The sequence below is a fragment of the Actinomadura sp. 9N215 genome, assembly GCF_044326345.1.
GTDB lineage: Bacteria > Actinomycetota > Actinomycetes > Streptosporangiales > Streptosporangiaceae > Spirillospora.
The window spans coordinates 56,267-81,876 of record NZ_JBIRBA010000023.1 but is presented as its reverse complement, the minus strand read 5'-3'; the positions used below and the strand labels follow the sequence as shown (position 1 = coordinate 81,876).

Below are 25,610 nucleotides of genomic sequence, written 5' to 3'. Positions count from 1 at the left end.
GTAAAAGGATGGCCCCGCGCCCCACCATTTGGCAACTTCGACGGTTGGTTGATTCAATGCTAAAGCGACCTAAACTGGCTGTCCAGTGATAAAGATCTACAAAGCTGTAGATACGAAGGGTTCGGCCAGCCCGATGAATCTGTCGTAGCTGTCCCAAATCAATGAAATGTGGCGACCATATCTGCGGGCCGCATCACGGTTGATCGCGGCGTCCCGCCGGATGCTTTTCACCCGATCCGGAAGCGCGTGCAGCGGCTCGCTGGTCATCGCGTCCCACAGGTCCGCCATGACCTCCGGATCGCGGGACCACAGCACGACGGGCACGCCCACCCTCAGCGCGGCCGGAAGCTCCGACCGGCCGGGCTCCCGGTCCGGCGGCGAGGACAGCAAATAGGCGACGACCGTCTCCTGCGAGTTCAGGTGCAGCCGCAGCCTGCTCGCGTCGCCCTCCAGCTCGGGCGGGCACCGGTGCAGCTCGTGGTTCGCGCCGCCCGCGAGCGCGGGCGAGCCGAGCGCCCGCGACCGGACGATCCAGTGCCGATGCCAGGCCCGTTCCCGCAGCCGCTGCTGGCTCCGCAGGATCACCTCGTACTCGGCGCCGATCGGCACGGCGAGGGCATCGTCCTCGTCGCTTGGCCACTGGTCGGCGTCCAGGTTGAGCAGCTCGTTCGGCAGGATCAGCTCCAGGCCGAGGGAGCCGCCGAACCGTCCGGCCCAGTCGCGTTCGGCCGCCCGCAGCAGCGACGCCACCGTGCCCGGAATCTCGTCCCTGCGCACCGCGAGCTCGTCGGCGTCCCGCTCCGGCCGCCACTGGACGGGGTCCAGCTGCCGCCACCGGGTCACCACGTACCGGTCGCCCCGGCCGCGCAGATCCTGCTCCAGCATGACGATCAGCGTCATCGGAAGGCCGGTGCCGGCCGGTGCCGCGGCGGGCGCGCAGAGCCGCCGGATCCGGTCGGCGAGCTCCCGGTCGCCCCGCGCCCGGTAGGCGCCGATCTGCTCCGTCACCCAGGCGCGCAGGGTCGCGGCGCAGGCCTGGGCGGACGCGTCGTCCCGCGCCCGCGCCAGAAGGTTCGCGAGCTTGCCCACGAACACCAGATGGGGTGGGACGTCGTCGGAGCGGACGTTGGTGTCCGCGAGCCGGACGAAGGCGTCCCAGGCGTTCCACGGGATGTCGAGCATCCCGACCATGCCGTCGGCCGCCGCGCTGAACAGCCGGGGCACCTCGGGCACGCTGCACTGCGCCAGCGCGTCCCGCAGCCGGGTCTCGTCCTCGGGCCCCACGAGGGGTCCGGCCGGGCTCGCCAGGCCGCGGAAACGGATGACGTCGCTGTCGTCCTCCCCGGCGAGCACGGGCAGCCACTTCGCGAGCGCGGCGATCCCGCCGGTACGGTCCGCGCACGCCCGCACAATGGCGGAGATGTGAATCCTCGCGTTCTGGCTGTCCTCCGACGACAGCGGTTCGCCCAGTTCCCGGCCGATCTCCTCGACCAGTTCCAGCCGGAAGGCGTGCTGATGCATCACCCGGACTTTGGCGAGGGCCGAGGTGAGCGCATGGGTGTCGAGCGTGTGGGTGTCAGCACCGCGGGCCCCGTGGACCCCGCCGCGGTCCTGTGTCGCTGGTGACAACTATCGTCCTCATCGGGTCAGGAGTGACGGGAGGCGACATGGTCGTGCAATAAGCTGGACTTTACGTGGAACCGTCCAGTCGCCGCCAATCCGGTCAACCGCCGCCGGCATCGGCTCGACCACCGTTACCTGAGTTAGAGGCGACCGAATCCCGATGTCCGGCGCGGGCCTCTCCGCCCCATCCCGCAGGAGGGATCTGATGCACGATCGGGGCCGCCGCATCCTCGCTCTGAAGGACGACCTCTGCGCCCTGAGCGTCTTCGCCACCTCGGGATACCGCGCGGAATTGCTCCGGTCACTTCGGTCCGACGGCATCGACATCGACCCCGGCGTCGACGGCTCCCGCAAGCTCGCGGCCTCCGCGTTCGTCGAGGCCTGCCTGGAGTATCCGCGCGCCCTGCACCGGCTGAAAGACCACATCGACTATTTCGAGGGCCCGTCGCATTCCGCGCAAAGAGCCATCCGCTCCATCAAGGAATTACTGCCCAGTGAATGGTTCGAGACCGTTTCCGAGCGGGCCGACTACATCGAGGCCCTGACCGCGCGCCTGGAACCCGGCCGCCTCGACCGGTACTTTCTGGAAGCGGCGGGAAAGCCGCCGCCGGTTCCACCGGCCGATGCCGACGCCTTGCTGCGCGCTCTTGAGGTGCTGCCCGTCTCCGAGGGCGGGCATCCGCTTCTCGTCCTCACGGCGCGCGCCGGACGTCCGGACGGCCCCGGCTCGTCACCGCTCCTCGAATGGGCGGAGACGCTGGCGAAACGCATGAACCTGCCGAGCCCGGCAGCCGACCTATCCGACGCGGACGACCGGGAGAACACCGCGGCCGGGCAGTCCCGATACCGCGGCCCACGCCAGGGCGGCGGCGGTGTCCGCGTTCTCGCCGCCGGCGTCGAATGGTCGTCGGCGGGCGGCGGGGTCAGCACGTTCAACCGCCAATTGTGCATCGTGCTCGCGCACCTCGGCGCCGACGTCTCCTGCCTGGTCGAGAGTTCGACGGACGGCGAGCGCGCCGAGGCCGCGGAATACGGCGTCCGGCTCGTCACCGAACCGGACGGCGCCCCCGAGATAATCGTCGGCCACAGCTGGATCACCGGGGAACGCGCCCGCGATCTGGCCCGGCAATTCCCCGGCGCCCGCCGCGTGCATTTCCTCCACATGGCGCCCGAGGAGAACGAGTGGGAGAAGCGGGACCGTCCGGACGACGCCGGCGACCGCGCCGCCGCACGCCGGGCCCTGGAGATCGATCTCGCCTCGACCGCCGCACCGGCGGTGGCGGTCGGCCCCCGCCTCCATGTGCGGTTCCGCGGCGATCTCCCGCCCGCGGCACGCCTCATCCGCTTCGATCCCGGGTTCGACTTCGTCGAACCGGCGGCGCGCTCGGCGCCTTCTGGTTCCCCGTGGCGGATCCTCGTCTTCGGGCGCACCGAGGACGTCCAGCTCAAGGGCCTGGACCTGGCGGCGAAGGCGGTCGCCCGCACCGACCTGTACCGCGGCGAGCGGGCGGAGCGGATCGAGCTCGTCGTGCGCGGGGCGCGGCCCGGAGGCTCGGAGAAACTGCGCGACCTCCTGCGGACGCACTCCGGCCTGCCCCGGGTGCGGATCACCGTGCGCCCCTACACGCCGGACGCCGCCGAGATCGCCGCCGATCTGGCGCAGGCGAGCCTCGCGCTGCTGCCGTCCCGCACCGAAGGGTTCGGGATGGCGGGCCTGGAGGCGATCTGCTCGGGGACGCCGCTGCTGGTCTCCGGGGAGAGCGGCCTCGGCCTGCTCCTCGACGAGGTGCTGCCCGCCGAGCGGGCACAGCGGTCGGTCGTGGCGATATCGCACGACGACGAGACCGACGCGGACGTCTGGGGACGCGCGGTGTGGGCGATGCTGCGCGACCGCGACGCGTCGTTCGCCCGGGCCGCCGAACTGCACCGGACCCTCGCCGGCGAGAGAACCTGGCGCGACGCCGCCGTCACCCTGCTCGCGGCGGCCGGCGAGCGAGCCTGAGAAAAGGGATTCATGTCTGCACTGCTGCTCAACGTCCTGATCGGCTTGGTGACCACCGTCCTGAGCGGCGGCGGCGTCTGGCTGTGGAACCGCGCGAAGCAGGCGCGGACGCTGCACCGCAAGGCCGCGTTCTTCGGCCTCGAAGGCGGGGCACCCTGCGTCGTCGTGATGAACGACAAGTACAGCAAGCCCGGCAGCATGGCCCAGGACGACGTCCACGCGCTCGTCGAGATCGCGCTGCTCGGCCGGGAGCTGGGCAGCCCCGTCTCCATCCGCCGGAGCCAGGAGTTCCGGGAGAGCAACGGCTCCACCACCGAGTTCTGCATCGGCGGGCCGCTGGGCGGCTCCAATCCGCGGACCGGCGGGCACCTGGCCGCGCACCTGCCCGGCGTCACCCTCCTGCCCTACGGCCAGGACGACGACTCGATGGCGTTCCTGGTCGACGGCGAGCGGTTCCGGTGCGATCGCGGCCGCCGGGAACACGCGCTGGTCGCGAAGTTCCGCCCCGACCCGGCGTCCCGTCCGATCTTCGTCATCTGCGGGCAGACCGCGCTCGCCAACCGCGCCGCCGTCCATTTCCTACAGCACCGGCACCGCGACCTGGCCGGCTCGCTGGAGACCGCCGAACGGTTCTGCCTGATCATCCGGGTGGACGCGATAGAGACGTACGGCTTCCAGGCCCCCACCCTGGAACGCGACGTCACCAGCACCGCCTTCGCCCCGGCGACCTGACCGCAAAACAAAAGCCACGGACCATCTGATCCGCGGCTACACGCGTACCCCCGAGCGGATTCGAACCGCCGTTACCGCCTTGAGAGGGCGGCGTCCTGGGCCACTAGACGACGGGGGCCGGACTACGAACCCGAACGATCTCCCGCTCGGACCCCACCCACCCTACCGGACACCCCCCACAACCTCGACCGAGTTTCAAGAGCACCAGGAAAGCCCCCTGGAAGGCCCCAAAGAAAACCCAGTTCTCGAACGATGCAGAAAAAGGCTCTGCGTGAACCCCAGCCACAAGCGACCGGCACCGAAACACAAACCGCAACCACAAGGGGGCGTGGGGGCGGAGCCCCCACCTCGGGGGTCCGGGGGTCGCCCCCCGGGTAGACACAAGACCCCGCGAAGCCGGCGAACGCCGACGAGTAGGGGTACCCCCGAGCGGATTCGAACCGCCGTTACCGCCTTGAGAGGGCGGCGTCCTAGGCCACTAGACGACGGGGGCGTGTGTCCGCGGAGTGCGGACGCAGCTGGGGTACCAGGACTCGAACCTAGACTAAGTGAACCAGAATCACTCGTGCTGCCGATTACACCATACCCCAGGGAGGTACGGGCGCCCGTGCCGGTCAGGGCTGGTCGCTCGCGCCTCGATGAGAATACAGGACCTTGGGACTGCGACCAAAACGATTGGCGGAGCCGCCTCGCCGGGCCGGAGCCCCCGTGCGCCCGGCCCGGCGCGGCGGTCATCGGGGCGGGTCCGCGGGTTCCAGGACGAAGAGTTCGAGCTGGACGTCGTCCGGGTCCCTGAAGCACAGGACGGGACCGAAGGGCGTATCGGCGATCGGTGAGCAGGTGACGCCGAGGTCGACGAGGCGGGCATGCCAGTCTTCGAGGGCGGCGCGGTCGGCGACGGCGAAGGAGAGGTGGTCGAGCCCGGCGCGGCGGTGGTCGAAAGGCCCGGCGGCGTCCCGGTGCTGGACGAGGCCGAGGACGGTCAGGCCGTCGGCGAGGATGCAGATCGTCTCCAGCCAGCGGTCGTCGTCCTGCACGTAGAACGGGGTGAAGCCGAGGACGTCGCCATACCACTGGACGCTCTTGTCGCGGTCGGTGACGGAGAGGGAGAGGTGGGAGAGGCCGGTGACCGGCGGCGCCATACATACTCCTTACTCCGGTTCGGAGTATCGACGATACTCCGGATCGGAGTATGGTCAAGCCCTATGGCACGGGAACTGACGACGACGTCCTATGCGATCCTGTCGCTGCTGGCCGTCCGGCCGTGGACGACGTACGAGCTCAAGGTGCAGATGAAGCGGAGCCTGCAGACGACGTGGCCGCGCGCGGCGAGCGTCCTCTACGAGGAGCCGAAGAAGCTGGTCGAACACGGGCTCGCCCGGTCGCGCACCGAGTACACGGGGCGGCGCAAGAGCACGGTCTACGAGATCACCGAAGAGGGGCGGGCGAGCCTCAGGGCATGGCTGGACGAGCCGGGCGCCGGCCCCGTGATGGAGTTCGAGGCCCTGCTCAAGGTGGCCTTCGCCGACCACGGCGACCTCGGCCAGCTGCGCACGACGCTGCGCCGGATACGGGACGACGCCGAAAAGCGCGTGGCGATCACCGAGGCGCGGATGGCCGAGTACGAGGAGGGCGGCCCGTACCCGGAGCGCCTCCCCGTGATCGCGCTGCCCTCGAAGCTGATCCGGGACCAGAACGCGCTGCTGCTGCGCTGGGCCGAGTGGGCGCTGGCCGAGGTGGAGCACTGGGACGGCGTGACACCGCAAACCGGCGCCCGCGTCCCCCCGGACGCCTTCACCGACTGACCCGCCCCCGGCGGGCAGCGTGGTCAGCGGGTGAAGTCCGGGGCGCCGAGATGGTGGCGGCCCCAGTCGACCAGGGGACGCAGCCGCCGCCACGATTCGCGGACTCGCGTCACCACCTCCGCGGTCTCCATCCACGGGTCGGCGGGCCAGCCCTCGTGGGCGTAGAGGGAGCGGTGCCGTAGCAGGTCCAGGCGCGGATGGTCCTCGGGGGTGCCGCGCGGACGGGTCTTGAGCCGGTCCCCCGCGATCTCCATTCCGGCGGAGCGGAGGTCGTCCACGATGCTCTGGAGCTCCGGGCCGTAGATGTCCGAGCCGACCGCTTCGCGGTAGCGGCGGAGCTGGTCGGGCGTGGGGGCGTACATGCCGCCCGCGACCATCAGACCGTCCGCGTCGACCTGGACGTAGAACCCCTCGGTCGTGTGCCCGCCCTGGTGCGTCTTGTACGGCGTCTTGTCCTTGCTGAACCGGACGTCCCGGTACGGGCGGAAGAGCTTGACCGCACCGAACTCCTCCTCCAGCTCGGCGCACAGCTCCGTCAAGGGTTCGCGCACATGGCGCTCGTACGTTTTCTTGTGGGCCGTCCAGTAGGACTTGCTGTTGTCGGCCTGCAAACCCTCATAGAACGAGAACGCCTCGTCGGTGAAGCCGCTGAATCCAGAGTCGCCGGTCGCCATGGCAGTCCTCTTCAGTCTCGGGCGACGACGCGGTTGGTCAGGCTGCCGATGCTCTCCACGGTGACGGTCACCTCGTCCCCGATCTCCAGCGGCCCGACGCCGGCGGGCGTGCCGGTGAGGATGACGTCGCCGGGCAGCAGCGTCATGACCTGGCTGACGTACTCGACCAGGGCGGGGATGTCGTGCAGCAGCAGGGACGTGCGCGCGTCCTGCCGGACGTCCCCGTTGACGGTCGTGGTGATGGCCAGGTCGGCCGGGTCGGCCTCCGTCTCGATCCACGGGCCGATCGGGCAGAACGTGTCGAAGCCCTTGGCGCGCGTCCACTGCCCGTCCTTCGCCTGCAGGTCGCGGGCCGTGACGTCGTTGGCGCACGTGTAGCCGAGGATGACGTCGGCGGCGCGGGACGCCGGGACCTCGCGGCACATCCGGCCGATGACGACGGCCAGCTCGCCCTCGAAGTCGACCCGCTCGGACAGCTTCTGCGGGTAGGCGACCGCCTCGCCCGGGCCGATCACGGCGGTGGACGGCTTGGAGAACACCACCGGCTCGGCGGGCGGCGCGTCCCCGCCCATCTCGCGGACATGGTCGGCGTAGTTCTTGCCGATCGCGATGACCTTGCTGGGCAGGATCGGCGCGAGCAGCCGGACGTCGGCGAGCGGGAGGCGCTGCCCGGTGAACGTCAGCTCACCGAAAGGGTGGGCCGCGATGGCGGCGACGGTGTTCTCCTCCACCACGCCGAAGGACATGCCGTCGTCGGTGGAGAACCTGGCGATACGCATGGTCGAGAGCCTAGCCCCTGCCCCCGACACACCCTGACGCCCCATGTTCCGCCACGCACCGCCGGCCGCGCGCGGGTCAGAAACCGCAGGCCGCGCCGTTGAGCCTGCAGCCCTTCGGGGTGGACGTCGCGCCCGACGCGCCGAACTGGACGTCCCACGTCCCGCCCGGCGGAATCGGGGGCGCGCCGTCCAGGTTCCTGATCTCGACGCTCTCGCCCCCGCTGACGAGCTTCGCGCCCCAGATGTTCTTCACGACCGCGCCGGGGACGCGGAACGTGAGCCGCCACGCCGGCATCGGCCGGCCGGTGCGGTTCGTGATGACCATCCTGCCCTCGAAGTACCCCTCGCTCTGCTGGACGAGCTGGTACGTGATGCCCTCCCCGGTCAGCACGGGGCCGATCGGCGCGGACGGCGCGGCCGGGGCCTGGGACGCGGGCGGCTGTCCAGGCGTCTCGCCGGGCGGCGTGGGCGTCGCGGGCGCCCCGCTCGGCGACGGCCCGCCCGGCTCGCCCGTCGTCGGCGGGTCCGCGGTCGCCGGGGTGGACGCCGCCGACGGCGTCGTCGCGGCCTTCCCCTCGGTCTCGGAGCCGCGGTCGAGCAGCAGGACCACGACCGCGACGGCGGCGAGGACCACCACCAGCGCGACCAACGCGACCAGCAGCAGCGGCCGTCCCGAGCGGGACGGCCCAGACGACCCGGACGGCCCGGACGGCGGCACTCCCCCGGACGACGACGCGGCCTGCGCCATCGCCGGAGCGGTCGCCTCGTACGACGGCGGCACGGTCGACTCAGCCGGAGGCGGCGGCGATGCGTACGCGTGCGCCTGCGCCTGCGCGGGGTCCGGAGCACCGCCGCCAGGGTTCGCCGACTCCGCCTCGGCGCCGAACTGCTCCGTCCACGGGGCCTCAGCGGGCGCGGGCCCCGCCGCCTGCGGTTCAGCCGGAAGAGGAGGCACCTGCTCGTGCATCACCGCCTGCTCGGCCGCGGGAATCTCCTCGGGCACCGTGGCCGGGTCGGACGCCGCCGCCGCGTCCTCGCCTGGCGCGTGCGCCTCCTGCGCCGGCCTCTCGAAGGCCATCACCTTCGGCGGCACGCGGATGTCGGAGACGGTCACGGAGGCGTTGTCCTCGGGATCGTCCGCGTCCTCCGGATCGTCCGCGGGCACGTCCTGGAAGGTCACGTCCGCGGCTCCTCCCGGAGCGTTCGGATCGTCCGGCGCGTCGTCCTCGGGGTCGTCGATCGGCACGTCGCTGAACGTGACGTCCGCGTCGTCGTCCTCGGGGACGACGTCCTGGGAGGTCACGCCGGGGTCGATGAGATCGTCCACGGGCTCGTCGACGACGGTCGCCTCGGGCCCCGGCTCGGCGGGGGCCGCGGGGGCCGCGGGCCTTCCGGGAACGCGGAACTCGGCGGTGGTCTTGTGGTCCGGGGGCACGTACCCGGGCTCCTCGCCGCTCAACTCGTCCACCTTCCGCTGTCGCCGATCTCATGGAGTCCGACGACGAGCGCGGCGGTTCGGTTCATGACGAACCGGGAGGTGTCCGAACGAACCGGGCGGCGCTCGCCGGGCGTCAGCCCGCCGGGGCGGGTTCCAGCCCGCGGCGCGCCGCCTGCCGCAGCTGCCGGTTGAGCATGTCGGTGATCAGCTCGATGGCGTCCGGGGTCGTGGCGTCCTGTGCGCCGCTGAGCCAGCGGGTGGCCTCGGCGAGCAGGTCCTCGGCCGAGTCGGCGGCGGTGTCGGCGTCCGCCAGCCGGCCCAGCACGGCGCCGAGGCGCAGCGCCGCGTCCGCGCGGCCCGACTCGGCGGCCCGCCGGTACCAGCCCGCGGCCTGCTCCAGGCCGCCTTCGCGCTCGTACAGCTCGCCGAGACCGAACGCCATGTCCGCCCACGTCCCGTCCGTCGGACGCCCGAGGTCCTCGGGGCTCCAGGGTCGGACAGGCATGCGATCACTCCGGCGGGTCGGTCAACTGAGAGACGGCACGTGGAACCTTCACACGTGCCGTGCCGGTCTCATAATGGACGCTCCACCCGAAATCCGCCACCGCTTTCCCGACTTCCGGCGAAATTTCTGCGTAGCCGCGCCGATACTGACGGAAAGACACCCGTCTCCGAGCGAATGGCTCAGCTCACCGAGTAGCGGGCGAGTGCGTCCTCCAGCCCGTCGTGCCCGGCGGTGAAGGAGCGCGGCGGAGCCTGGGAGCCCTCGACGCCGGCGTCCAGCAGGACGGGAACGGACCGCGGGTCGGGCAGCACACTCTCTCCCAGCCGGACGGGATCGCGCAACACCGTCCGCACACCGGGTTCACCGGACACGAACTCGCCAAGGACGAACCCCTCGGACTCGTTCCACACGAGGGCCTGGAGCCCGAGGACGAACGTCGCGTCTCGCGGATTGCACGGGTCGAGCCAGACGTCCGAGAGCCGCACCCCGTCCGCCTGCAGTGCGTCGCCGACGCTGGTGATGTAACCGCGGGTGGCTTCGACGAAGGGGTCCGGGTGAGGCAGAGGTCGAATGTGGCCGATCACTGGGTCGTCCCTCTCTTCCTTCTCCTGGCAGACTTCCGTCCCCTAGAAGTATGAGGGAAAAGATCCGTTATGTCCCGTTCGGCGACGAAGAAATTTGGCTGAAGGCAGCACAAACTCCCCCCTTCACCCCGTTTCTCCCTTCTCTCGCCGTTGGCCTCTTCCGTTACAAGGTCCTCAAGACGCCCCGCCTCCGGACGCCGGGCGCACCGTGACGCCGGGTGACGCGCTTCCCGGGACGTCGTCCGCCGTCACGCCGGAGGCCGAGCGTCCCGGGACATCGTCCGCCGAGCGCGTCGTGACACCGGGTGCCGGGCGCCTCGCGGCGTCGTCCGCCGGGTGCGCCGTCACGCCGGGTGTTCGGCGTGCCGGCGCGTTCGCGGTTCAGCGTGTCGTCGGGCCGGCGACTCACCACGCTGTGAGGCCGGCCGCTCATCGCACCGCGGTGGTGGACGGCTGGCGGAGCCGCGGACGAGGCCGCGGCACCGCGGAGACGAAGCGGGGGACGACGACCACCACGGCGAAGCCCACCGTCGAGCAGAGCGCGGTCATCCGCGCGGGGGCGCCCGCCCGGCGTCCCAGCTCGGCCGTGATCACCAGGACCGCGATCCCGGTGACCACGACGGGCCAGTCGGCTCCGGGCCAGGAGGCCTGCACGGAGCGGGCCTTCGTGGCCGGGGTCAGCATCATGAGCGGGTAGGCCCGCTCGCTCGGCTGGTCCCACTCGACCCCCGGTCCTCCGGCCCCCACCCGCCGATCGAACGGGGAGCTCCACCCGGCCCCCTGTACGGAATCGGGCATCGGGAACGGCGCGCTCGGCACCGCGTCAATCCGGCTGTCTTCCACCTCGAATTCTCCTTAGGTCAGCGGCCCGCCCCGCGGCGACCGGAGATCATGAGCCGGGGCCGCCCGCTGGCGGCTCGCCGGCCGGAACCACCACGTTGACCAGCAGCGCCCGGCGGCCGAGCGCCGGCGTCGGAGCGGTCATCCGGGTGCGGAACTTCAGGTCCTTCGTGCGAAGGCCCATGAAGACGACATAGAGCGACAGGACCAGGAACAGTGCCGCGGGACCGAGGACCCACAGCGCGACCATGGCGGTCATGTTGATCCCTCCTTCGACTGGTTGCCGATATCCCTTACATCCACGACATCCTGCTGCTAGTGTTGTCCGAGTTCTCTGCTGGTTAACTTGTACCAACAAGTCTCTCACTCAAAGTGTTACCCTTTCTAGAGATTGCAAACACGTTGGACGGGAACGACTTGTTCAGATCATGAAGTCCTGTTCTGTGCACGTTCCTCGTCCGGGGGTGCACGGCCGGGTGGACAGGCCGGGAAGGAGCGGATCCGATGCCTCGCACGACCCCACTCCGCTGGCGTGACATCGCCAATGACCTGCTCCGTCGCATCGAGTCGGGCGACCTCTCACCGCGCGACGGCTCGACCGCCAGACGCCGCCTGCCACCCGAGAAGGACCTGGAGAACCACTACAGCGCGTCCCGCAACACCGTCCGGGACGCGCTGTCCTACCTGCAGCAGCAGGGATACGTCGTCTCGGAGCAGGGCAAGGGGACGTTCGTCGTCCACCGGCCCGACATCATCCACGTGACGCTGTCCGCCGTGGAGCTGGGGCTCGCGCCCGGCTCCGGGTCGGGCGAGTGGTACAACCGCGACGCCCACATCCCCGGGCACCGCGAGGTGACGGTGTCGCCGGTCAAGGTGGAGGTGCAGGAGGGCACCAAGGTCATCGCCCGGTACCTGCAGACCAACGCCGACGCCGAGTTCATCTCCCGCCACCAGGAGCTCTTCCTGGACGGCCGCCCCTGGGCCCTGCAGACCTCGTTCTACCCGCTCGACTTCGCCACCGGCGGCGCGTCCCGCCTGCTCTACCCGCGCGACATCCCGGAGGGCGCGGTGGCGTACCTGCAGGAGGCGCTCGGCTACAGCGAGGTCGGCTTCCACGACGAGATCAAGGCCCGGGTGCCGGACGAGAACGAGAAGCGCTTCTTCAGCCTGGGCGAGTCCGCCGCCGACGCGGTGTTCGAGACCGTCCGGACGGCGTACTCCCCCGACGGCAAGGCGTTCCGGCTCACCGTGACGGTCTGGCCGTCCGACCGGACGCGGCTGCACTACAACGACGGGCAGGTCCCCGACGACGTGCTCAGGACACCCGGAGTAGGACCGCCCGAGGTGGGGCGGTCCGAGGACGCGCCGCGCAAATCCCCGCGGGCCGCGGACGCCGACAGCGGATAGATCGCCGCCGTCCGACCACGGCGGCAGTCGCACACCTATCCACACGCCCCCCCTTCCCGACCGACGGAAATCCCAGGTTTCTTCGCAGAACCGGCCGGGAGGCGGGGGCCTCGGTATTTCACGGAGCGCAGGAACACGTGGACACAGACACCGGGGCCCGCCAACGCAGCCGGGCCCCTTACCCCAGGTACCGCATCCGCCTCGCCCGCCCCGACGAGATCGACGTCGTCCTCGGGCTCATCGACCACGCCGCCGACTGGCTGCGGGCCGAAAAGCGGACGACGCAGTGGGCCCGGCCGTGGCCGAGTCCGGACGACCGCCGGAAACGCGTCTACGAGGCCCTCCTGGATCAGGAGACCTGGCTGCTCTTCCATGGGGAGCGTCCGATCGGCACGGTCAGCATCAAGCTGATCGGCCACGAGGAGCTCTGGACGGCCGAGGAACGCGATACCGAGGCCGTCTACCTCCACCGCCTCGTCATCCACCGCGACTACGCGGGCGGCGGCCTGGGCGCCGAGCTGATCGACTGGGCGGGACGCAAGGGAGCGTCGCAGCAGCGCAACACCGAGCTGGTCAGGATCGACGTCTGGACCGACAACGACGAGCTCCACGCCTACTACCGCCGGCAGGGCTTCGAGGACGTCGCCGTCCGCACCACCAGCGACAGGACCCCGTCGGGCGCCCTGTTCGAGAAGCCGCTGGACTCGTCCGCTCCGGCGTCTCCCGCCCGGATCGTCGAGACGCGCGCCGGCGCGGAGGCGGGACGTCTGATCAGGCCGACCCGGATCATCGCCGGGCCCAGGAGCTCGGTGCCGCACGCCGCCTCGTCGCGGAGCTGACGCGTGCCCTGACCGCTTGCGGCCATCAGGCCGGCGGGGTCCGGGAGGACGCTCCCGCCGGACGAGCCAGCCCGGCCGCGCGTTCAACGCGAGCGGACACCGGGCGGCACGCGGGCCGCGCGGGGATCAGACGAAGCGGACGAGCATCAGATCGCTGTCGGGGCTCTCGCGCCAGTAGACGGCGCCCGGATCGCGGGACATGCCCTCGACCTCGCTCGCGATGATCAGCGCCCGGTTGATGCAGTCGGTCTTGTTGTAGCCGGTCAGCTCCTGCAGGCGCTGGAGCGCCTGGACCGCCTTGCCGGTCAGGTTGACCGTCACGCGCTCGGGCTGCGGGACCCCTTCCCCGCGGTGGGGCGTTTCGCCGGCGTCCATGCTCCCACCCGAGGTGTCGGAGGCTGCTCGAGAGTTCGTCATGAGCGCATTCTCCAATCCGGGGGCGGAGGCGGCCCGCCGTCCGTCCGTCCGGCGCGGGGCGCTCGGGCGTCCGCCGGTCAGCGACAATACAGCCTTCCGTCAGCAAACCCATGGCCCCACGCAAAGGGTGCACGTTAGTGGTTCCCCGCCAGACGGCCGGAAAACCTCCGCTATCTCGACTCCGCATGACTGTCGCCATCAAGATACCTAATACTCACCGGGTTTTATACAGTTATCGTATGGTTATCATATGTATGACTGCGTAGGCTCGCAGCTGGGGGAGAAGTGGGACACGACGCCGGGACGGCGGGCGCGCACCGCGTCGCGCCCTCCCGGGGGAAGGACTACTTCGTGAGCACTGACCGTTTCGGGGCGCGGCCGTGGAGGCGCACCGCCTCGCGCGGCGGCGCCGCTTCGCGGGGCGCCGCTCCGCGCGGCGGCACCGGCCTGCTCAGCGCGAAGATCACCACTCCCGCGACGCTCCTGGCCGTGGTGCTGGGGTACGCGCTGGACGGCTCGCCCGGCGCCGTGATCACCGGCGGCCTGACGTTCCTGACATTCCCCGTGGTGAGCATGACCAACGCGTTCGTCCAGTACCTGCGGGCCGGAACGCTTCACGGGCCGACCGAGCCGCCGCCCGAGCCCGCGTCCGCGCTGCCGGTCGCCGTCCCGTCCGGGGAACTGGTGGAGCTGCCGCAGGCCGCCGCCTACGACGAGACGACGTTCTGGGGGTCGCTGACGCCCGACGAGCGGCGCACCCTCCTCGCCCTGGGGCGCCGGCACGTCTACCGCAAGGAGGACGTGCTGTGCTGCGAGGGCGGACCCGCGACCGAGGTCATCGTGATCCTGTCCGGCTGGACGCGGGTGTGGGTCGACGAGGACACCCCTGACGCCGGCGGCGCCGCCGGGAGCGCCGGGCAGCGGACCCTCGCGTTCCGCGGCGCGGGCGAGCTGATCGGCGAGCGGGCCGCGCTGATGGTCAAGGACCGGTCGGCCAACGTCACCGCCGAGGACGACGTCCAGGCGCTGCTGATCGCACCCCGCGACTTCGCGCTGTTCCTGGACGCCCACCCGCGCGTGCGCGCCGTCCTGGAGCAGCAGGTCTACCGGCGCCAGGTCGAGCGGCCCTCCCCCGAACCCCGCGCCCTACCGGACTGGTCGGGCGGCAACTGCACGATCCTGATCACCGACATCACCGGCTTCAGCTTGCCCGCGCGCACCGACGCCGACCGCAGGCACGTCCTGGACGCCATGTACCGGCTGCTGGACGAGTCGTTCACCGCGTCCGGCCTCCGGCTCGCCGACTTCTACGAGGAGGACCGCGGCGACGGCGCGCTCATCGTCATCCCGCCGACCACGCCGACCGAGGCGGTCGTCGACCCGATGCTCGCGCATCTGGCCGCCGCGCTGCGCCGCTACAACCGCCGCGCCTGCGACGCCACCCGGATGCAGCTGCGGGCCGCGCTGCACGTCGGTCCGGTGCAGCGTGGGCCGAAGGGCGTGTCCGGCATCTCGATCATCACGGCGCGGCGGATGGTGGACGCCCCCGCGGTCAAGAAGCGGGTCGCCGACACCGGCGCCGACCTGGCCTTCGTCACGTCCGACTTCGTGTTCGACACCGTGATCACGTCCGCGCCCGGGTTCGTCGACCCCGGCCGCTACGCGCGCGTGCGGGTGCGGCTGAAGGAGGCGTCGCTGTCGGCGTGGCTCACCCTCGAAGGCGGCGAGTCGCAGCTCCGCGCCGTCTGACCCCGGGCCCGTCAGGCGGCCACCAGGTCCTGGTAGTCGGGGTGCTTCTCGATCCACTTCTTGATGAACGGGCAGACCGGCACGGCCGACAGGCCCCGCGCGCGGAGGTCGTCCAGGACGCCCCGGGCGAGCGAGCCGCCGACGCCCCTGCCCTCGAACGCGGGCGCGACCTCGGTGTGGACGAGGGCGACGGAGCCCTCCCCCACCTCGTACTCGACGAACCCGGCGAGCTCGCCGTCCAGCCTGATCTCGTAGCGGTTCCGCTCGGCGTTGTCGGTGATCTCGGTGCTCATGCCCCCGATAATGCCCACCTGGCCGGAGGAATTCCCGATCGGCCCGTTGGAGGACGGCCACCGGCAAGGGCGCCGGTCAGCCCGCCTCGTACCCGGCGCGGAGGAGGCAGTAGGAGACGGCCTCCTCCAGGGCCTGCCAGGACGCGGCGATGACGTTGTCCTCGACGCCGACCGTGCCCCATTCGCGCTCGCCGTCGCCGGACTCGACGAGCACCCGCGTGCGGGCCTCGGTGCCGTGCGTGCCCTCCAGTATCCGGACCTTGTAGTCGACGAGCTCCAGCCGCGCCAGCTCCGGGTAGAGGCGGCCGAGGGCGCTGCGCAGCGCGTTGTCGAGGGCGTTGACGGGGCCGTTGCCCTCCCCCGTGGCGATGATCCGCTCGCCCTTGGCGTGCAGCTTGACGGTGGCCTCGCTGACCATGGACCCGTCGGGTCGGCGCTCCACGATCGACCGCCACGACTCGACCTCGAAGTGCCGCTGCCGGACGCCGGTGAGCTCCTCGCGCAGCAGCAGCTCGAAGGAGGCGTCCGCGGCCTCGAAGGTGTAGCCGGTGGACTCCAGCTCCTTGACCCTGTCGACGACGGCCTTGGCCTTCTCGCCGGACAGGTCGTAGCCGAGCTCGCGTCCCTTCAGCTCCACGGACGCGCGTCCCGCCATGCTGGACACCAGCATCCGCATGTCGTTGCCGACGGCGGCCGGGTCGATGTGCTGGTACAGGTCCGGGTCGACCTTGACGGCGGACGCGTGCAGCCCCGCCTTGTGCGCGAACGCCGACAGGCCCACGTACGGCTGCTGCGAGCCGGGCGCGATGTTGGTGACCTCGGAGACGGCGTGCGCGATCCGGGTCATCTCGGCGAGCTGCGCGTCCGAGACCAGCGGCATGCCGCGCTTGAGCTGCAGGTTCCCGATGACGGTGAACAGGTTGGCGTTGCCGCTGCGCTCGCCGTACCCGTTCGCGCACCCCTGGACGTGGGTCGCGCCGGCCTTCACCGCGGCGAGCGAGTTCGCGACCGCGCAGCCGGAGTCGTCGTGGCAGTGGATGCCGACGCGGACGCCGAGCGAGACGACGTCGTGGACGACGTCGGCCAGCTCGTCCGGCAGCATCCCGCCGTTGGTGTCGCACAGCGCGACGACGTCCGCGCCCGCCTCGGCGGCGGTGCGGACGGCCTCCAGCGCGTAGGCGCGGTTGGCCTGGTAGCCGTCGAAGAAGTGCTCGGCGTCAAGGAAGACTCGTTGGCCCTCCGCACGCAGGTGGGAGACCGTGTCGCGGATCATCGCGAGGTTCTCCTCCAAGGTGGTGCGGAGGGCCAGCTCGACGTGCCTGTCGTGACTCTTGGCGACAAGGGTCACGACGGACGCGCCGGAGTCGCGCAGCGCGGCAACCTGAGGGTCGTCGGCGGCCCGCACACCGGCCCGGCGGGTCGCGCCGAACGCGGTGAGCTGCGCGTGCGCCAGGTCGAGCTCTGTTCGAGCGCGCCTGAAGAACTCGGTGTCCTTGGGGTTGGCTCCCGGCCAGCCGCCTTCGATGAAGCCCACGCCAAGGTCGTCCAGGTGCCGCGCGATGGCGAGCTTGTCGGGCACGGAGAGGTTGAGCCCCTCCTGCTGCGAGCCGTCGCGCAGGGTGGTGTCGTAGACGTGGAACGCGTCGCCTTGCATTGCGTGGAACCCCCAAGGGGACCGCGTCAGCGCACAAAAAAGACCCCTCACGGACGTGAGAGGTCTGCGCGCCGGCGCTGTCCTGTTAGCTGCTGCCGGCGCGCCAGCCGATAATCACGAGGCTGTCGCGCATGATGCGCAGCAGTCTGCCACAAGGTTCACGAATGTGGGACATCCGTCCCACATATTGAGACGACACGGCCCCGGCATGCGGACATGCCGGGGCCCACGGCGCTACCGCGAATCAGACGATCTTGTGGACCCAGCCGTAGGGGTCGGGACGGGTGCCGTACTGGATGCCGACCAGCGCCTCGCGCAGCCGCATCGACACCTCGCCCGGCTCGCCGTCGCCGATCGTCCACTCGCGGTCGGCGCCCTTGACCCGGCCGACCGGGCTGATGATCGCGGCGGTGCCGCAGCCGAACACCTCGGTGATCTCGCCGGACCGGCAGCCCGCCTCCCACTCCTCGATGCTGATCTTGCCCTCCTCGGCGGGGATGCCGAGGTCGGGCGCGAGCTTGAGCATCGAGTCGCGGGTGACGCCGGCGAGGAGCGTCCCGGTGAGCGCGGGCGTGAGGATGCGGGCCCGCGTGCCGGACCCGTAGACGAACAGCAGGTTCATCGAGCCGACCTCCTCGACCCAGCGGTGCTCCACGGCGTCCAGCCAGACGACCTGGTCGCAGCCCTCCGCGACGGCCTGCGCCTGCCCGGCGAAGGACGCGGCGTAGTTGCCGCCGGTCTTGGCCTCGCCGGTGCCGCCCGGCGCGGCGCGGGTGTAGTCCTGCGACAGCCACACCGAGACCGGCTTGATCCCGCGCGGGTAGTACAGGCCGGACGGGGACGCGATGACCATGAAGAGGAACTCGTTCGCCGGGCTGTTGACGCCGAGCGCGCGCGTGGTGGCGAACATGAACGGACGGAGGTAGAGGCTGTGGCCCTCGGCGTCGGGCACCCAGTCCTTGTCGGTGCGGACGAGCAGTTCGACCGCGTCCACGAACAGCTGCTCGGGGATCTCCGGCATCGCCATCCGCCGCGCGGACCTGTTCATCCGGGCCGCGTTCATGAACGGCCTGAAGGTGACGACCGACCCGTCGGGTTGCCTGTAGGCCTTGAGGCCCTCGAACAGCTCCTGGGCGTAGTGGAACACCTGGCTGGCCGGGTCCATCGGGATCGGGCCGTACGGTTCGAGCCGCGCGTCGTGCCAGCCCCGGTCCGCGGAGTACCGGACGGTCACCATGTGGTCGGTGAAGAAGCGGCCGAAGCCGGGATCGGCCAGGACGCGGTCGCGTTCGGCGGCGGTCGCGGGCCGCTCCGTGCGCGTGATCTCGAAGTCCAGGGTGTCGCTCATCGCGGTACTCGTCCTCTCGCGGATCGCCGGCGCGGCCCCATCGCCGCTGCGGCTTCCTTAGTCCCTATTGTCCTACTTCGTCCAGACCCCACTCCTTCGCCGAACATTCTTCCCGGTGCACGGCACCGCTCGGGATCGTCCGAGGTGGAAGCGTGTTCGTCCGCGGCGCGCACCGAACCGGGCGCGCCGCGGGGGCACGCCCGGAGTTCCCTGTTCCGCTGACCGGCAGAGAGGCGTGCCCTCAGCCGGATACTCGCTTGGCGATCGCGTCGCCGATCTGCGACGTGGACCGCTCTCCGACGGCGGCGCGCTCGGCGAGGTCGTCCGAGACGGCCTGCTCGACGCGGCGGGCGGCGTCGCCCGCGCCGATGTGGTCGAGCAGCATGGCGACGGACAGGATCGTGGCGGTCGGGTCGGCCTTGCCCTGCCCGGCGATGTCGGGCGCGCTGCCGTGCACCGGCTCGAACATCGACGGCGCGGTGCGTTCGGGGTTGACGTTGCCGGACGCGGCGAGCCCGATGCCCCCGGCGATCGCGGCGCCGATGTCGGTGATGATGTCGCCGAACAGGTTGTCGGTGACGATCACGTCGAACCGCCGCGGCTGCGACACGAAGAACATGGTGGCCGCGTCGACATGGCAGTAGTCGGTCGTGACCTGCGGGAACTCCTCGGCGACCCGCTTCAGCGTGCGCTGGTACAGGTCACCGGCGAACGTGAGGACGTTGTCCTTGTGGACGAGCGTGAGGTGCCTGCGCGGCCGCGACGCGGCGACCTCGAACGCGTACCGGACGACCCGCTCGACGCCGTAGGCGGTGTTGACGCTCTCCTGCGTGGCGACCTCGTGCGGCGTGCCCTTGCGCAGGACCCCGCCGACACCGGTGTACGGGCCCTCGGTGCCCTCCCGGACGACGACCATGTCGATGTCGTCCGTCGCCACCCCGGCCAGCGGGGTCGCGACGCCCGGGAACAGCTTCACCGGACGCAGGTTGACGTAGTGGTCGAGCTCGAACCTGGCCCGCAGGAGCAGGCCGCGCTCCAGCGTCCCGCTCGGCACGCTCGGGTCTCCGACGGCGCCCAGCAGGATGACCTCCTGCTGGCGCAGCTCGTCCAGGACCGAGTCGGGCAGCGTCTCGCCCGTCCGGTGCCAGCGGGCGGCGCCCAGGTCGTAGGACGTCCGCTCGAACGCGAGCCCACCGGACACGGCGTTGTCACCGGACACCGCGTCGAGGATCTTCAGCCCTTCGGCGACCACCTCGGGCCCGATCCCGTCCCCCGGGATGACGGCCAGACGAACACTGCGGGAAACCATGCGCGCACCTTACTGCAAACGTCTCAATGTGTGGGCTTCCATCTCACATGCTGGAGCGCTCGTCTCGTTCCAGCAGGCCACAGTCGCCGCACATCCCTCCGCCGGGGACACGGTAGTACAGGCAGCAGCTCCGGCGGACGTATCCGTCGGGGCCGAACGTCCCCGCCTCGGCCAGCGGCTCCCGCGCCAGCAGTTCCCGGACGACGGCGCGCCGCCCGTCGTCGCGGGGCCCCACGTTCAGGCTCCCGGCGAGGGCCGAGGCCGCGTTGCCCCACACCAGGCCGTCCGCGAGGACCGCGAAGCTCAGCATCACGTCGCGGAGCGGCCGGAGCTTGCCGTCCACGACCATGGGACGGATCAGGGCGGCGGCCCCGGCGGCGTCGTCCACCCGCCAACCGGACGGCTCGGCCAGCCGGAAGACGATCGGTTCGTCCGGCGCCCAATGCCAGAGCAGTCGGGATATGTCCGGAACGACGCCGCGGCTGGCGGCGGCGACGAGCGGTGACCAGAGCCGCGCCGCGAGCCCCTGGAACACCAGTGACGCCGCGACCCGCTGCTCACCGGTTCCGAGCCGCTCCGCATAGTCGGCGGTCAGGGCCGCGAGACGGGCGGCGTCCCCCGGAAACGGCTCCCATGCGGACTCGTCCGCCTCCACCCCGGTGCCGATCTCGAAGTACGGCCCGAGCCGGGCCGCCTCCCCCAGCACCCCGGCCACCACGGCGGATTCAACGTCGAGATCCACGGCTCCAGTCTCGCACCGCGATTCTCAAGTGGCGCGGCGGCCGAAGGAGGAGAGAAGGCCTAGTCAGCTCTGCGGTCCAGCGCTGTCTGCAGGGCGCGGACCGCTTCCTCTTCTTCGGCGTCGTCGGCGGGGGCGTTGTTCAGGGTGTCGTTCATGATGGTTCGCTCCAGATCGCTGTGGTGAGGCCAGTGGGGCCGCTCGGGAACCCGTGGTTCGCACGGTCCCGCGTCGATATCGGACTCACGGCCAGGCAGAGCCTCCGCAGCGGGTGCCGGCCTGCCGATGATCAGGCCCCGCTGCGGCAGCGAAGGATTACTACGAAGCGCCGCATGACTACCTGCGAGATTACCTCCGGCGCAGGCGGACTGTCCCGACCCGTGGCGAATATTCTCACGATCTGAGACACGAGCGTGTGAGAACCGCCACGGGACGGGAGGAGAACCGGGGCCCGGCTAGCCTTCCAGGTCGACCCGGCGGCCCATGTCGGCGCCGACCGCGGCGGTGATGGCGTCGAGGAGCTGCGGCTGGATGGCCGAGTCGACGGTCAGCGCGATCAGCGCCCTGCCGCCCTTGGCGTCCCGGCCGACCTGCATGCCCGCGATGTTGACCTGCTCGTCGCCGAGGATCTTGCCGACCGCGCCGACGATGCCGGGACGGTCGACGTAGGAGAAGAACGCCATGTGCTCGGTCGGGACGAGCTCCATGTTGTAGCCGTTGATCTCGATGATCCGCTCGGCGTGCTTCGGGCCGGTGAGCGTGCCGGACACCGACACGACGGCGCCGTCGGCCATCGTGCCGCGCACCTGCACGACGTTGCGCCAGTCGGGGCTGTCCTCGCTGGTGGTGAGGGTGACCTCGACGCCGCGGTCGCGGGCCAGGAGCGGCGCGTTGACGAACGTGACCGTCTCCTCGATCACGTCCAGGAACACGCCCTTGAGCGCGGCGAGTTCGAGGACCTTCACGTCGTGCTCGGCGATCTCGCCGCGGACGACGACGTCCAGCCGGACGGGGACGCCGCCGGCCAGCGAGGTGAAGATGCGGCCGAGCTTCTCGGCGAGCGGCAGGCCGGGCTTGACGTCCTCGGCGACCGCGCCGCCCTGCACGTTGACCGCGTCCGGGACGAACTCGCCGGACAGGGCCAGCTTCACCGACCGGGCGACCTGCGTGCCCGCCTTCTCCTGCGCCTCGTGGGTGCTGGCCCCGAGGTGCGGGGTGACGACGACGCTGTCGTGGTGGAACAGCGGGCTGTCGGTCATCGGCTCGGTGCTGAACACGTCGATGCCGGCGCCGGCGACGCGGCCGTCCTTGAGCGCGAGGTCGAGCGCCTCCTCGTCGACGATCCCGCCGCGTGCGGCGTTCACGATCCGGACGGACGGCTTGACCTGCCGCAGCTCGCGGTCGCCGACGAGGCCCAGCGTCTCGGGCGTCTTCGGCAGGTGGACGGTGATGAAGTCGGACTCGCGGAGCAGCTCGTCCAGTGTGACGAGTTTCACGCCGAGCTGGGCGGCGCGGGCGGCCTGCACGTACGGGTCGAACGCGATCACGTTCATGTCGAAGGCGGCGAGGCGCTGCGCGACGAGGACGCCGATGCGGCCGAGGCCGAGCACGCCGACGGTCTTGCCCTGCAGCTCGACGCCCGTGTACTTGGACCGCTTCCACTCGCCCTGCTTGAGGGCGCTGTGGCCCTGCGGCACGTTCCTGGCGGTGGCGAGCAGCAGCGCGATGGCGTGCTCGGCGGCGGTGACGATGTTGGACGTGGGCGCGTTGACGACCATGACGCCCGCCTTGGTGGCGGCCTCCACGTCGACGTTGTCGAGGCCCACGCCGGCGCGGGCGACGACCCGCAGCTTCGCGGCGTGCTGGAACACCTCGGCGGTGACCTTGGTGGCGCTGCGGACGATCAGCGCGTCGACGTCGGCGACGGCGGGCAGCAGCAGCTCGCGGTCGGCGCCGTCGACGTGGCGGACCTCGTAGTCGGCTTCCAGCACGGCGATGCCGGCGGGCGAGAGTTCTTCGGCGACGAGGACGACGGGCTTGCTCAAGGAAGACAGTCCTTCGGAAAGTGGATGGCCGTGTGGTGTGTGCAGGTGACGTCACGGGTCACCTCGTCGTGCCCTCGCCCCCGGCCGCGAGTCTATCTCCCGGGGGCCGGAGCGATTCGCGGCAGGGAGACACGTACCGGTTGGTCCCGCTTCGCCCTGACACGGACGGGTCGCGTGCGGTCGGGGCGTCCGTCCGGTCAGGCCGCGTTCGGCTGGGGGGCTGGCCCGGTCAGGCGGCGCTCGGCTGGGGGGGCTGGCCCGGTCAGGCGGCGCTCGGCTGGGGAGTCCGTCCGGTCAGGCGGCGTTCGGCTCGGGCATCGCGACCAGGACGGACGCGACCTTCTCCAGGTCGACGACGTGGACGTGCGGGACGTCCACGTACACGCGCAGCGGCCCGGCGGGCAGCCCCAGCTCTTCGGCGACCTGGACCTGCACCTCGCGGAGCGGGATGTACGTCAGGTAGCCGCGGTAGACGTTCTGCGACCTGAACATCGCCGTCATGATCAGCCGGTAGCCGCGGATGCGGAAGGACAGCGCCGTCAGGCTCGGCAGCCCCTCCGCCGGCTCGCCAGGGATCGTCAGGGAGATCCAGGCGCTGGTCGTCCATGGCCTGGAGCGCAGCAGGTCGACGACCCAGCGGATCTGGTCGTTGCCTTCGAGGTCGTGCAGCCTGGGCCAGTACCGTCCGCGGACGACATGGCGGGTGCGCTCCTGGGCCCGCCGCACGATCCGCGCGCGGTCGCCGTGCTCGTGGAGAATCGGGTCCTCCCAGCTCAGCGCGCTGACCTCGAACAGCAGCGGCGGTCCCTCGATGATGGGGCCGCCGTCCTCAAGGCCGGCCTCCCCGGCGCTCCAGACGTGCCGCAGGACGCCGATCCACGCCTGCCCGCAGGTCTCCCAGCGCCGGACGTCCTTCTCCTCTTCCGCCGGCACGTCACGACTCCCCGCCGGAATTCGTCCCATGCCCCGCATTGCGGATCCGGGAGAAATCGGCCCGCGGCAATGCCGCGCCGAGGATCAATTCCGCGTCGCCTCCGGCCCGCGGCCTTCCGTCGTCCCTGAACAGCATCACACCACTCATGCTCTCTACCGCAACGGCGGCGGTCGCACGAGTGTTTGCGCGGGGTCCCCGCGCCGGCCACGGCCGTCACGGCTTTCTTCAAGTATCAGGCAAAGAGCGCCAAAACGACAGAGTATTTTAGCCAGAAGGTGCCTTCACCAGCATTCTGACCCGTGCGACGATGATCGGTCACTTGGACAATCTGTCCAAAATATGGTGATTATGGGACGGTGCCGGTCCCGGACGTGCGGTGCAGCACGATGTAGCCGTCCTGCCGGAAGATCTCGCGGTATCCCTCGGCGGCGAGCTCCTCGACCCGCCGCCGCTGGTCGGCCACGCTCGGGAACGGGAACTCCAGCCGCCCGACGTAGGCGACGACCCAGGGCGCGCCGCGCGAGTGCTCGTCCCAGAGCAGGACGCGGGCGCGGGACGTCAGCGCCGGGCCGACGCCGTTGGCCGCCTCGACGAGCGCGCCGTCCGGGATCTTCGACGCGGCGGCGGACGCGGCGCGGGCCCGATCGTTCTGCGCCCACAGCGCGGGATCGGCGAGGTGGCGGTACGCGAAGAACGGCACGCAGACGGCCATCGCCGCCAGTAGCGCCGCCGCGGGGAGTACGGACGGGGCCCGTCGCAGGGCAGGAATTCTGCCGCGCAGCCGTGCGGCCCCGTCCACCGCCGCTAGGACGAGCACCGCGATGATGAACGCGTTGTAGTGGTAGTGCGGCTCCCACCAGTTGCTGAAGCGGCTGTTGAGCATCCGTTCGGCCAGCAGGGGCAGCGCGGTCAGCGTCAGCGGCGACGCAAGGGGCAGCAGGAGCAGCGGCAGGACGACCAGCGCCATCGTCAGAACCTTCTGCGGCGGGGTGCCGAGCACGGCCACGACGTCCCACGGATGGGTCAGCGCGTGCACGGCCGCATGGGGCAGGTCGGGGCCGAGCGAACCGTAGGCCCAGTAGTAGTCGTTGTCCCCGCCGAACGCCGCGATGATCATGCGGGAGCAGACCCAGGTCGCGACCAGCCCGACGACGACGTAGGCGAGCCCCGCCCGCCGGTCGCCTCTCGGCAGCAGGTCGCGCAGCGTGCGCGGCCTCTCGTCGTACCGGGTGAGCAGGTAGAGGCCGAAGCCCGCGAGAAGGAGCCCCATGTCCTCCTTGACCAGCAGCAGGACGAGCGCCGCCACCGCCGCCTGGCCCCGCCGTCCGGCGTCGTGGCGCTCCACCATCAGCGCCGACAGCAGCGGCACGAACGCGACCTCGTGGAAGTCGAACGCGAGCGCCTCGGCGATCGGCCACGACAGGGCGTAGCCTCCGGCGGCGCAGTACGCGGCGCGGGCCCCGAGCCTGCGCTCGGTGAACTTCCAGATCGGCACGATCGCGAGCGCGAGCAGGACGGCCTGCGCGAGCAGCAGCGTCACCGGCCCGTCATGGATCCAGTACAGCGGCGCGAGCAGGACGAGGATCGGCGAGAAATGGTCGCCGAGAATGGAGAAGTCGGGCCCGAACTCGTTGTGGACGCCCTTGACCATGGCCACCGGCAGCTCGAACCGGCTGTACGACCGGATCGCCTGGTCGAAGATGACCAGGTCGTAGCTGCCCGACCGGAACGCCCGCAGCCGCATCAGCGAGTACGCCGCATACAGGACGGCGCTCGCCGTGATCATCGCCGCGAGCGCCGCGCGCCGGCGTCCGGCCGCCCCCCAGCGGCCCGCCGGGGCCCGGTCGACGGGCCCCTCCACCGCAACCGCCTCAGCCACGCGCCGGACGCTATC

The 25,610-nt window shown here is 71.0% G+C and carries 24 protein-coding genes and 3 tRNA genes; 6 read left to right on the top strand and 21 right to left on the bottom strand.

Annotated elements, in window-relative coordinates; all coding sequences use genetic code 11:
* Nucleotides 1-96: 96 nt before the first annotated feature.
* On the bottom strand, nt 97-1,629 hold the full coding sequence (locus ACH34T_RS31800) for a hypothetical protein (protein ID WP_396024631.1): 1,533 nt from the start codon (nt 1,627-1,629) through the stop codon (nt 97-99).
* A 199-nt stretch (nt 1,630-1,828) separates the two neighbouring features.
* Between ACH34T_RS31800 and ACH34T_RS31795 the strand changes: the two genes are divergently transcribed.
* Nucleotides 1,829-3,625, top strand: coding sequence for a glycosyltransferase (locus tag ACH34T_RS31795; RefSeq protein ID WP_396024630.1), 1,797 nt, complete (start codon nt 1,829-1,831; stop codon nt 3,623-3,625).
* 12 nt (nt 3,626-3,637) lie between these two features.
* Entirely contained in the window at nt 3,638-4,357 is a 720-nt protein-coding gene (locus tag ACH34T_RS31790) for a hypothetical protein (RefSeq protein ID WP_396024629.1), read from the top strand.
* Nucleotides 4,358-4,402: 45 nt separating this feature from the next.
* Here the strand turns inward: ACH34T_RS31790 and ACH34T_RS31785 are convergent.
* The 4 genes from ACH34T_RS31785 to ACH34T_RS31770 all read right to left on the bottom strand — a co-directional run bounded on the left by ACH34T_RS31785 (nt 4,403) and on the right by ACH34T_RS31770 (nt 5,499).
* A tRNA-Glu gene (locus ACH34T_RS31785) sits at nt 4,403-4,475 on the bottom strand.
* 302 nt (nt 4,476-4,777) lie between these two features.
* Nucleotides 4,778-4,850, bottom strand: a tRNA-Glu gene (locus ACH34T_RS31780).
* Between the two features lie 25 nt (nt 4,851-4,875).
* Nucleotides 4,876-4,947, bottom strand: a tRNA-Gln gene (locus ACH34T_RS31775).
* 141 nt (nt 4,948-5,088) lie between these two features.
* Nucleotides 5,089-5,499: a VOC family protein gene (locus ACH34T_RS31770; protein ID WP_396024628.1), complete on the bottom strand. Its 411-nt coding sequence runs from the start codon at nt 5,497-5,499 to the stop codon at nt 5,089-5,091.
* Between the two features lie 63 nt (nt 5,500-5,562).
* Here ACH34T_RS31770 and ACH34T_RS31765 point away from each other — a divergent pair, with 63 nt between their 5' ends.
* Nucleotides 5,563-6,162, top strand: coding sequence for a PadR family transcriptional regulator (locus ACH34T_RS31765; RefSeq protein WP_396024627.1), 600 nt, complete (start codon nt 5,563-5,565; stop codon nt 6,160-6,162).
* Nucleotides 6,163-6,185: 23 nt separating this feature from the next.
* Here ACH34T_RS31765 and ACH34T_RS31760 read toward each other — a convergent pair whose 3' ends face one another.
* From ACH34T_RS31760 to ACH34T_RS31730, 7 genes are all read right to left on the bottom strand, one after another.
* Nucleotides 6,186-6,836: a DUF2461 domain-containing protein gene (locus tag ACH34T_RS31760; protein ID WP_396024626.1), complete on the bottom strand. Its 651-nt coding sequence runs from the start codon at nt 6,834-6,836 to the stop codon at nt 6,186-6,188.
* Nucleotides 6,837-6,847: 11 nt separating this feature from the next.
* Entirely contained in the window at nt 6,848-7,615 is a 768-nt protein-coding gene (locus tag ACH34T_RS31755; protein WP_396024625.1) for a fumarylacetoacetate hydrolase family protein, read from the bottom strand.
* Between the two features lie 76 nt (nt 7,616-7,691).
* Nucleotides 7,692-9,074 (bottom strand): cellulose binding domain-containing protein, encoded by a 1,383-nt coding sequence (locus ACH34T_RS31750; protein WP_396024624.1) that lies wholly within the window; start codon nt 9,072-9,074, stop codon nt 7,692-7,694.
* A gap of 112 nt (nt 9,075-9,186) precedes the next feature.
* Complete coding sequence (locus ACH34T_RS31745; RefSeq protein WP_396024623.1) at nt 9,187-9,558, bottom strand: hypothetical protein; 372 nt, start codon at nt 9,556-9,558, stop codon at nt 9,187-9,189.
* A 179-nt stretch (nt 9,559-9,737) separates the two neighbouring features.
* Nucleotides 9,738-10,142, bottom strand: coding sequence for a DUF6292 family protein (locus ACH34T_RS31740; protein WP_396024622.1), 405 nt, complete (start codon nt 10,140-10,142; stop codon nt 9,738-9,740).
* A gap of 429 nt (nt 10,143-10,571) precedes the next feature.
* Nucleotides 10,572-10,889, bottom strand: a complete 318-nt coding sequence (locus ACH34T_RS31735; protein ID WP_396024621.1) for a hypothetical protein — start codon at nt 10,887-10,889, stop codon at nt 10,572-10,574.
* Nucleotides 10,890-11,031: 142 nt separating this feature from the next.
* Entirely contained in the window at nt 11,032-11,241 is a 210-nt protein-coding gene (locus ACH34T_RS31730) for a hypothetical protein (RefSeq protein WP_396024620.1), read from the bottom strand.
* Nucleotides 11,242-11,486: 245 nt separating this feature from the next.
* Here ACH34T_RS31730 and ACH34T_RS31725 point away from each other — a divergent pair, with 245 nt between their 5' ends.
* Nucleotides 11,487-12,389 carry a GntR family transcriptional regulator gene (locus tag ACH34T_RS31725; protein WP_396024619.1) on the top strand — a complete coding sequence of 301 codons (903 nt, stop codon included), beginning with the start codon at nt 11,487-11,489 and terminating at the stop codon, nt 12,387-12,389.
* A gap of 137 nt (nt 12,390-12,526) precedes the next feature.
* Nucleotides 12,527-13,228: a GNAT family N-acetyltransferase gene (locus tag ACH34T_RS31720; protein WP_396024618.1), complete on the top strand. Its 702-nt coding sequence runs from the start codon at nt 12,527-12,529 to the stop codon at nt 13,226-13,228.
* A 126-nt stretch (nt 13,229-13,354) separates the two neighbouring features.
* Here ACH34T_RS31720 and ACH34T_RS31715 read toward each other — a convergent pair whose 3' ends face one another.
* Entirely contained in the window at nt 13,355-13,645 is a 291-nt protein-coding gene (locus tag ACH34T_RS31715; protein ID WP_396024617.1) for a hypothetical protein, read from the bottom strand.
* Nucleotides 13,646-13,996: 351 nt separating this feature from the next.
* Between ACH34T_RS31715 and ACH34T_RS31710 the strand changes: the two genes are divergently transcribed.
* Nucleotides 13,997-15,394, top strand: coding sequence for a cyclic nucleotide-binding domain-containing protein (locus ACH34T_RS31710; protein WP_396024616.1), 1,398 nt, complete (start codon nt 13,997-13,999; stop codon nt 15,392-15,394).
* A gap of 11 nt (nt 15,395-15,405) precedes the next feature.
* Here the strand turns inward: ACH34T_RS31710 and ACH34T_RS31705 are convergent, their stop codons facing one another.
* From ACH34T_RS31705 to ACH34T_RS31670, 8 genes are all read right to left on the bottom strand, one after another.
* Nucleotides 15,406-15,687: a GNAT family N-acetyltransferase gene (locus ACH34T_RS31705; RefSeq protein ID WP_396024615.1), complete on the bottom strand. Its 282-nt coding sequence runs from the start codon at nt 15,685-15,687 to the stop codon at nt 15,406-15,408.
* Between the two features lie 76 nt (nt 15,688-15,763).
* Nucleotides 15,764-17,341, bottom strand: coding sequence for a citramalate synthase (cimA, locus tag ACH34T_RS31700; protein WP_396024614.1), 1,578 nt, complete (start codon nt 17,339-17,341; stop codon nt 15,764-15,766).
* A 244-nt stretch (nt 17,342-17,585) separates the two neighbouring features.
* Nucleotides 17,586-18,689, bottom strand: coding sequence for a branched-chain amino acid aminotransferase (locus ACH34T_RS31695; protein ID WP_396024613.1), 1,104 nt, complete (start codon nt 18,687-18,689; stop codon nt 17,586-17,588).
* A gap of 241 nt (nt 18,690-18,930) precedes the next feature.
* On the bottom strand, nt 18,931-19,998 hold the full coding sequence (locus ACH34T_RS31690; RefSeq protein ID WP_396024612.1) for a 3-isopropylmalate dehydrogenase: 1,068 nt from the start codon (nt 19,996-19,998) through the stop codon (nt 18,931-18,933).
* Nucleotides 19,999-20,041: 43 nt separating this feature from the next.
* Nucleotides 20,042-20,740, bottom strand: a complete 699-nt coding sequence (locus ACH34T_RS31685; RefSeq protein WP_396024611.1) for a (2Fe-2S)-binding protein — start codon at nt 20,738-20,740, stop codon at nt 20,042-20,044.
* A gap of 452 nt (nt 20,741-21,192) precedes the next feature.
* Nucleotides 21,193-22,782 carry a phosphoglycerate dehydrogenase gene (serA, locus tag ACH34T_RS31680; RefSeq protein WP_396024610.1) on the bottom strand — a complete coding sequence of 530 codons (1,590 nt, stop codon included), beginning with the start codon at nt 22,780-22,782 and terminating at the stop codon, nt 21,193-21,195.
* A gap of 294 nt (nt 22,783-23,076) precedes the next feature.
* Nucleotides 23,077-23,715, bottom strand: coding sequence for a hypothetical protein (locus tag ACH34T_RS31675; RefSeq protein ID WP_396024609.1), 639 nt, complete (start codon nt 23,713-23,715; stop codon nt 23,077-23,079).
* A 347-nt stretch (nt 23,716-24,062) separates the two neighbouring features.
* Nucleotides 24,063-25,595, bottom strand: coding sequence for a DUF2079 domain-containing protein (locus ACH34T_RS31670; RefSeq protein WP_396024608.1), 1,533 nt, complete (start codon nt 25,593-25,595; stop codon nt 24,063-24,065).
* Between the last annotated feature and the right edge of the window lie 15 nt (nt 25,596-25,610).

Bases quoted from the DNA above. Each gene is read 5' to 3' on its own strand.
- cimA (WP_396024614.1), bottom strand. From the start codon at position 17,341: ATGCAAGGCGACGCGTTCCACGTCTACGACACCACCCTGCGCGACGGC.
- ACH34T_RS31705 (WP_396024615.1), bottom strand. From the start codon at position 15,687: ATGAGCACCGAGATCACCGACAACGCCGAGCGGAACCGCTACGAGATC.
- ACH34T_RS31725 (WP_396024619.1), top strand. From the start codon at position 11,487: ATGCCTCGCACGACCCCACTCCGCTGGCGTGACATCGCCAATGACCTG.
- ACH34T_RS31715 (WP_396024617.1), bottom strand. From the start codon at position 13,645: ATGACGAACTCTCGAGCAGCCTCCGACACCTCGGGTGGGAGCATGGAC.
- ACH34T_RS31755 (WP_396024625.1), bottom strand. From the start codon at position 7,615: ATGCGTATCGCCAGGTTCTCCACCGACGACGGCATGTCCTTCGGCGTG.
- ACH34T_RS31765 (WP_396024627.1), top strand. From the start codon at position 5,563: ATGGCACGGGAACTGACGACGACGTCCTATGCGATCCTGTCGCTGCTG.
- ACH34T_RS31795 (WP_396024630.1), top strand. From the start codon at position 1,829: ATGCACGATCGGGGCCGCCGCATCCTCGCTCTGAAGGACGACCTCTGC.
- ACH34T_RS31790 (WP_396024629.1), top strand. From the start codon at position 3,638: ATGTCTGCACTGCTGCTCAACGTCCTGATCGGCTTGGTGACCACCGTC.
- ACH34T_RS31770 (WP_396024628.1), bottom strand. From the start codon at position 5,499: ATGGCGCCGCCGGTCACCGGCCTCTCCCACCTCTCCCTCTCCGTCACC.
- ACH34T_RS31730 (WP_396024620.1), bottom strand. From the start codon at position 11,241: ATGACCGCCATGGTCGCGCTGTGGGTCCTCGGTCCCGCGGCACTGTTC.
- ACH34T_RS31745 (WP_396024623.1), bottom strand. From the start codon at position 9,558: ATGCCTGTCCGACCCTGGAGCCCCGAGGACCTCGGGCGTCCGACGGAC.
- ACH34T_RS31690 (WP_396024612.1), bottom strand. From the start codon at position 19,998: ATGGTTTCCCGCAGTGTTCGTCTGGCCGTCATCCCGGGGGACGGGATC.
- ACH34T_RS31760 (WP_396024626.1), bottom strand. From the start codon at position 6,836: ATGGCGACCGGCGACTCTGGATTCAGCGGCTTCACCGACGAGGCGTTC.
- ACH34T_RS31695 (WP_396024613.1), bottom strand. From the start codon at position 18,689: ATGAGCGACACCCTGGACTTCGAGATCACGCGCACGGAGCGGCCCGCG.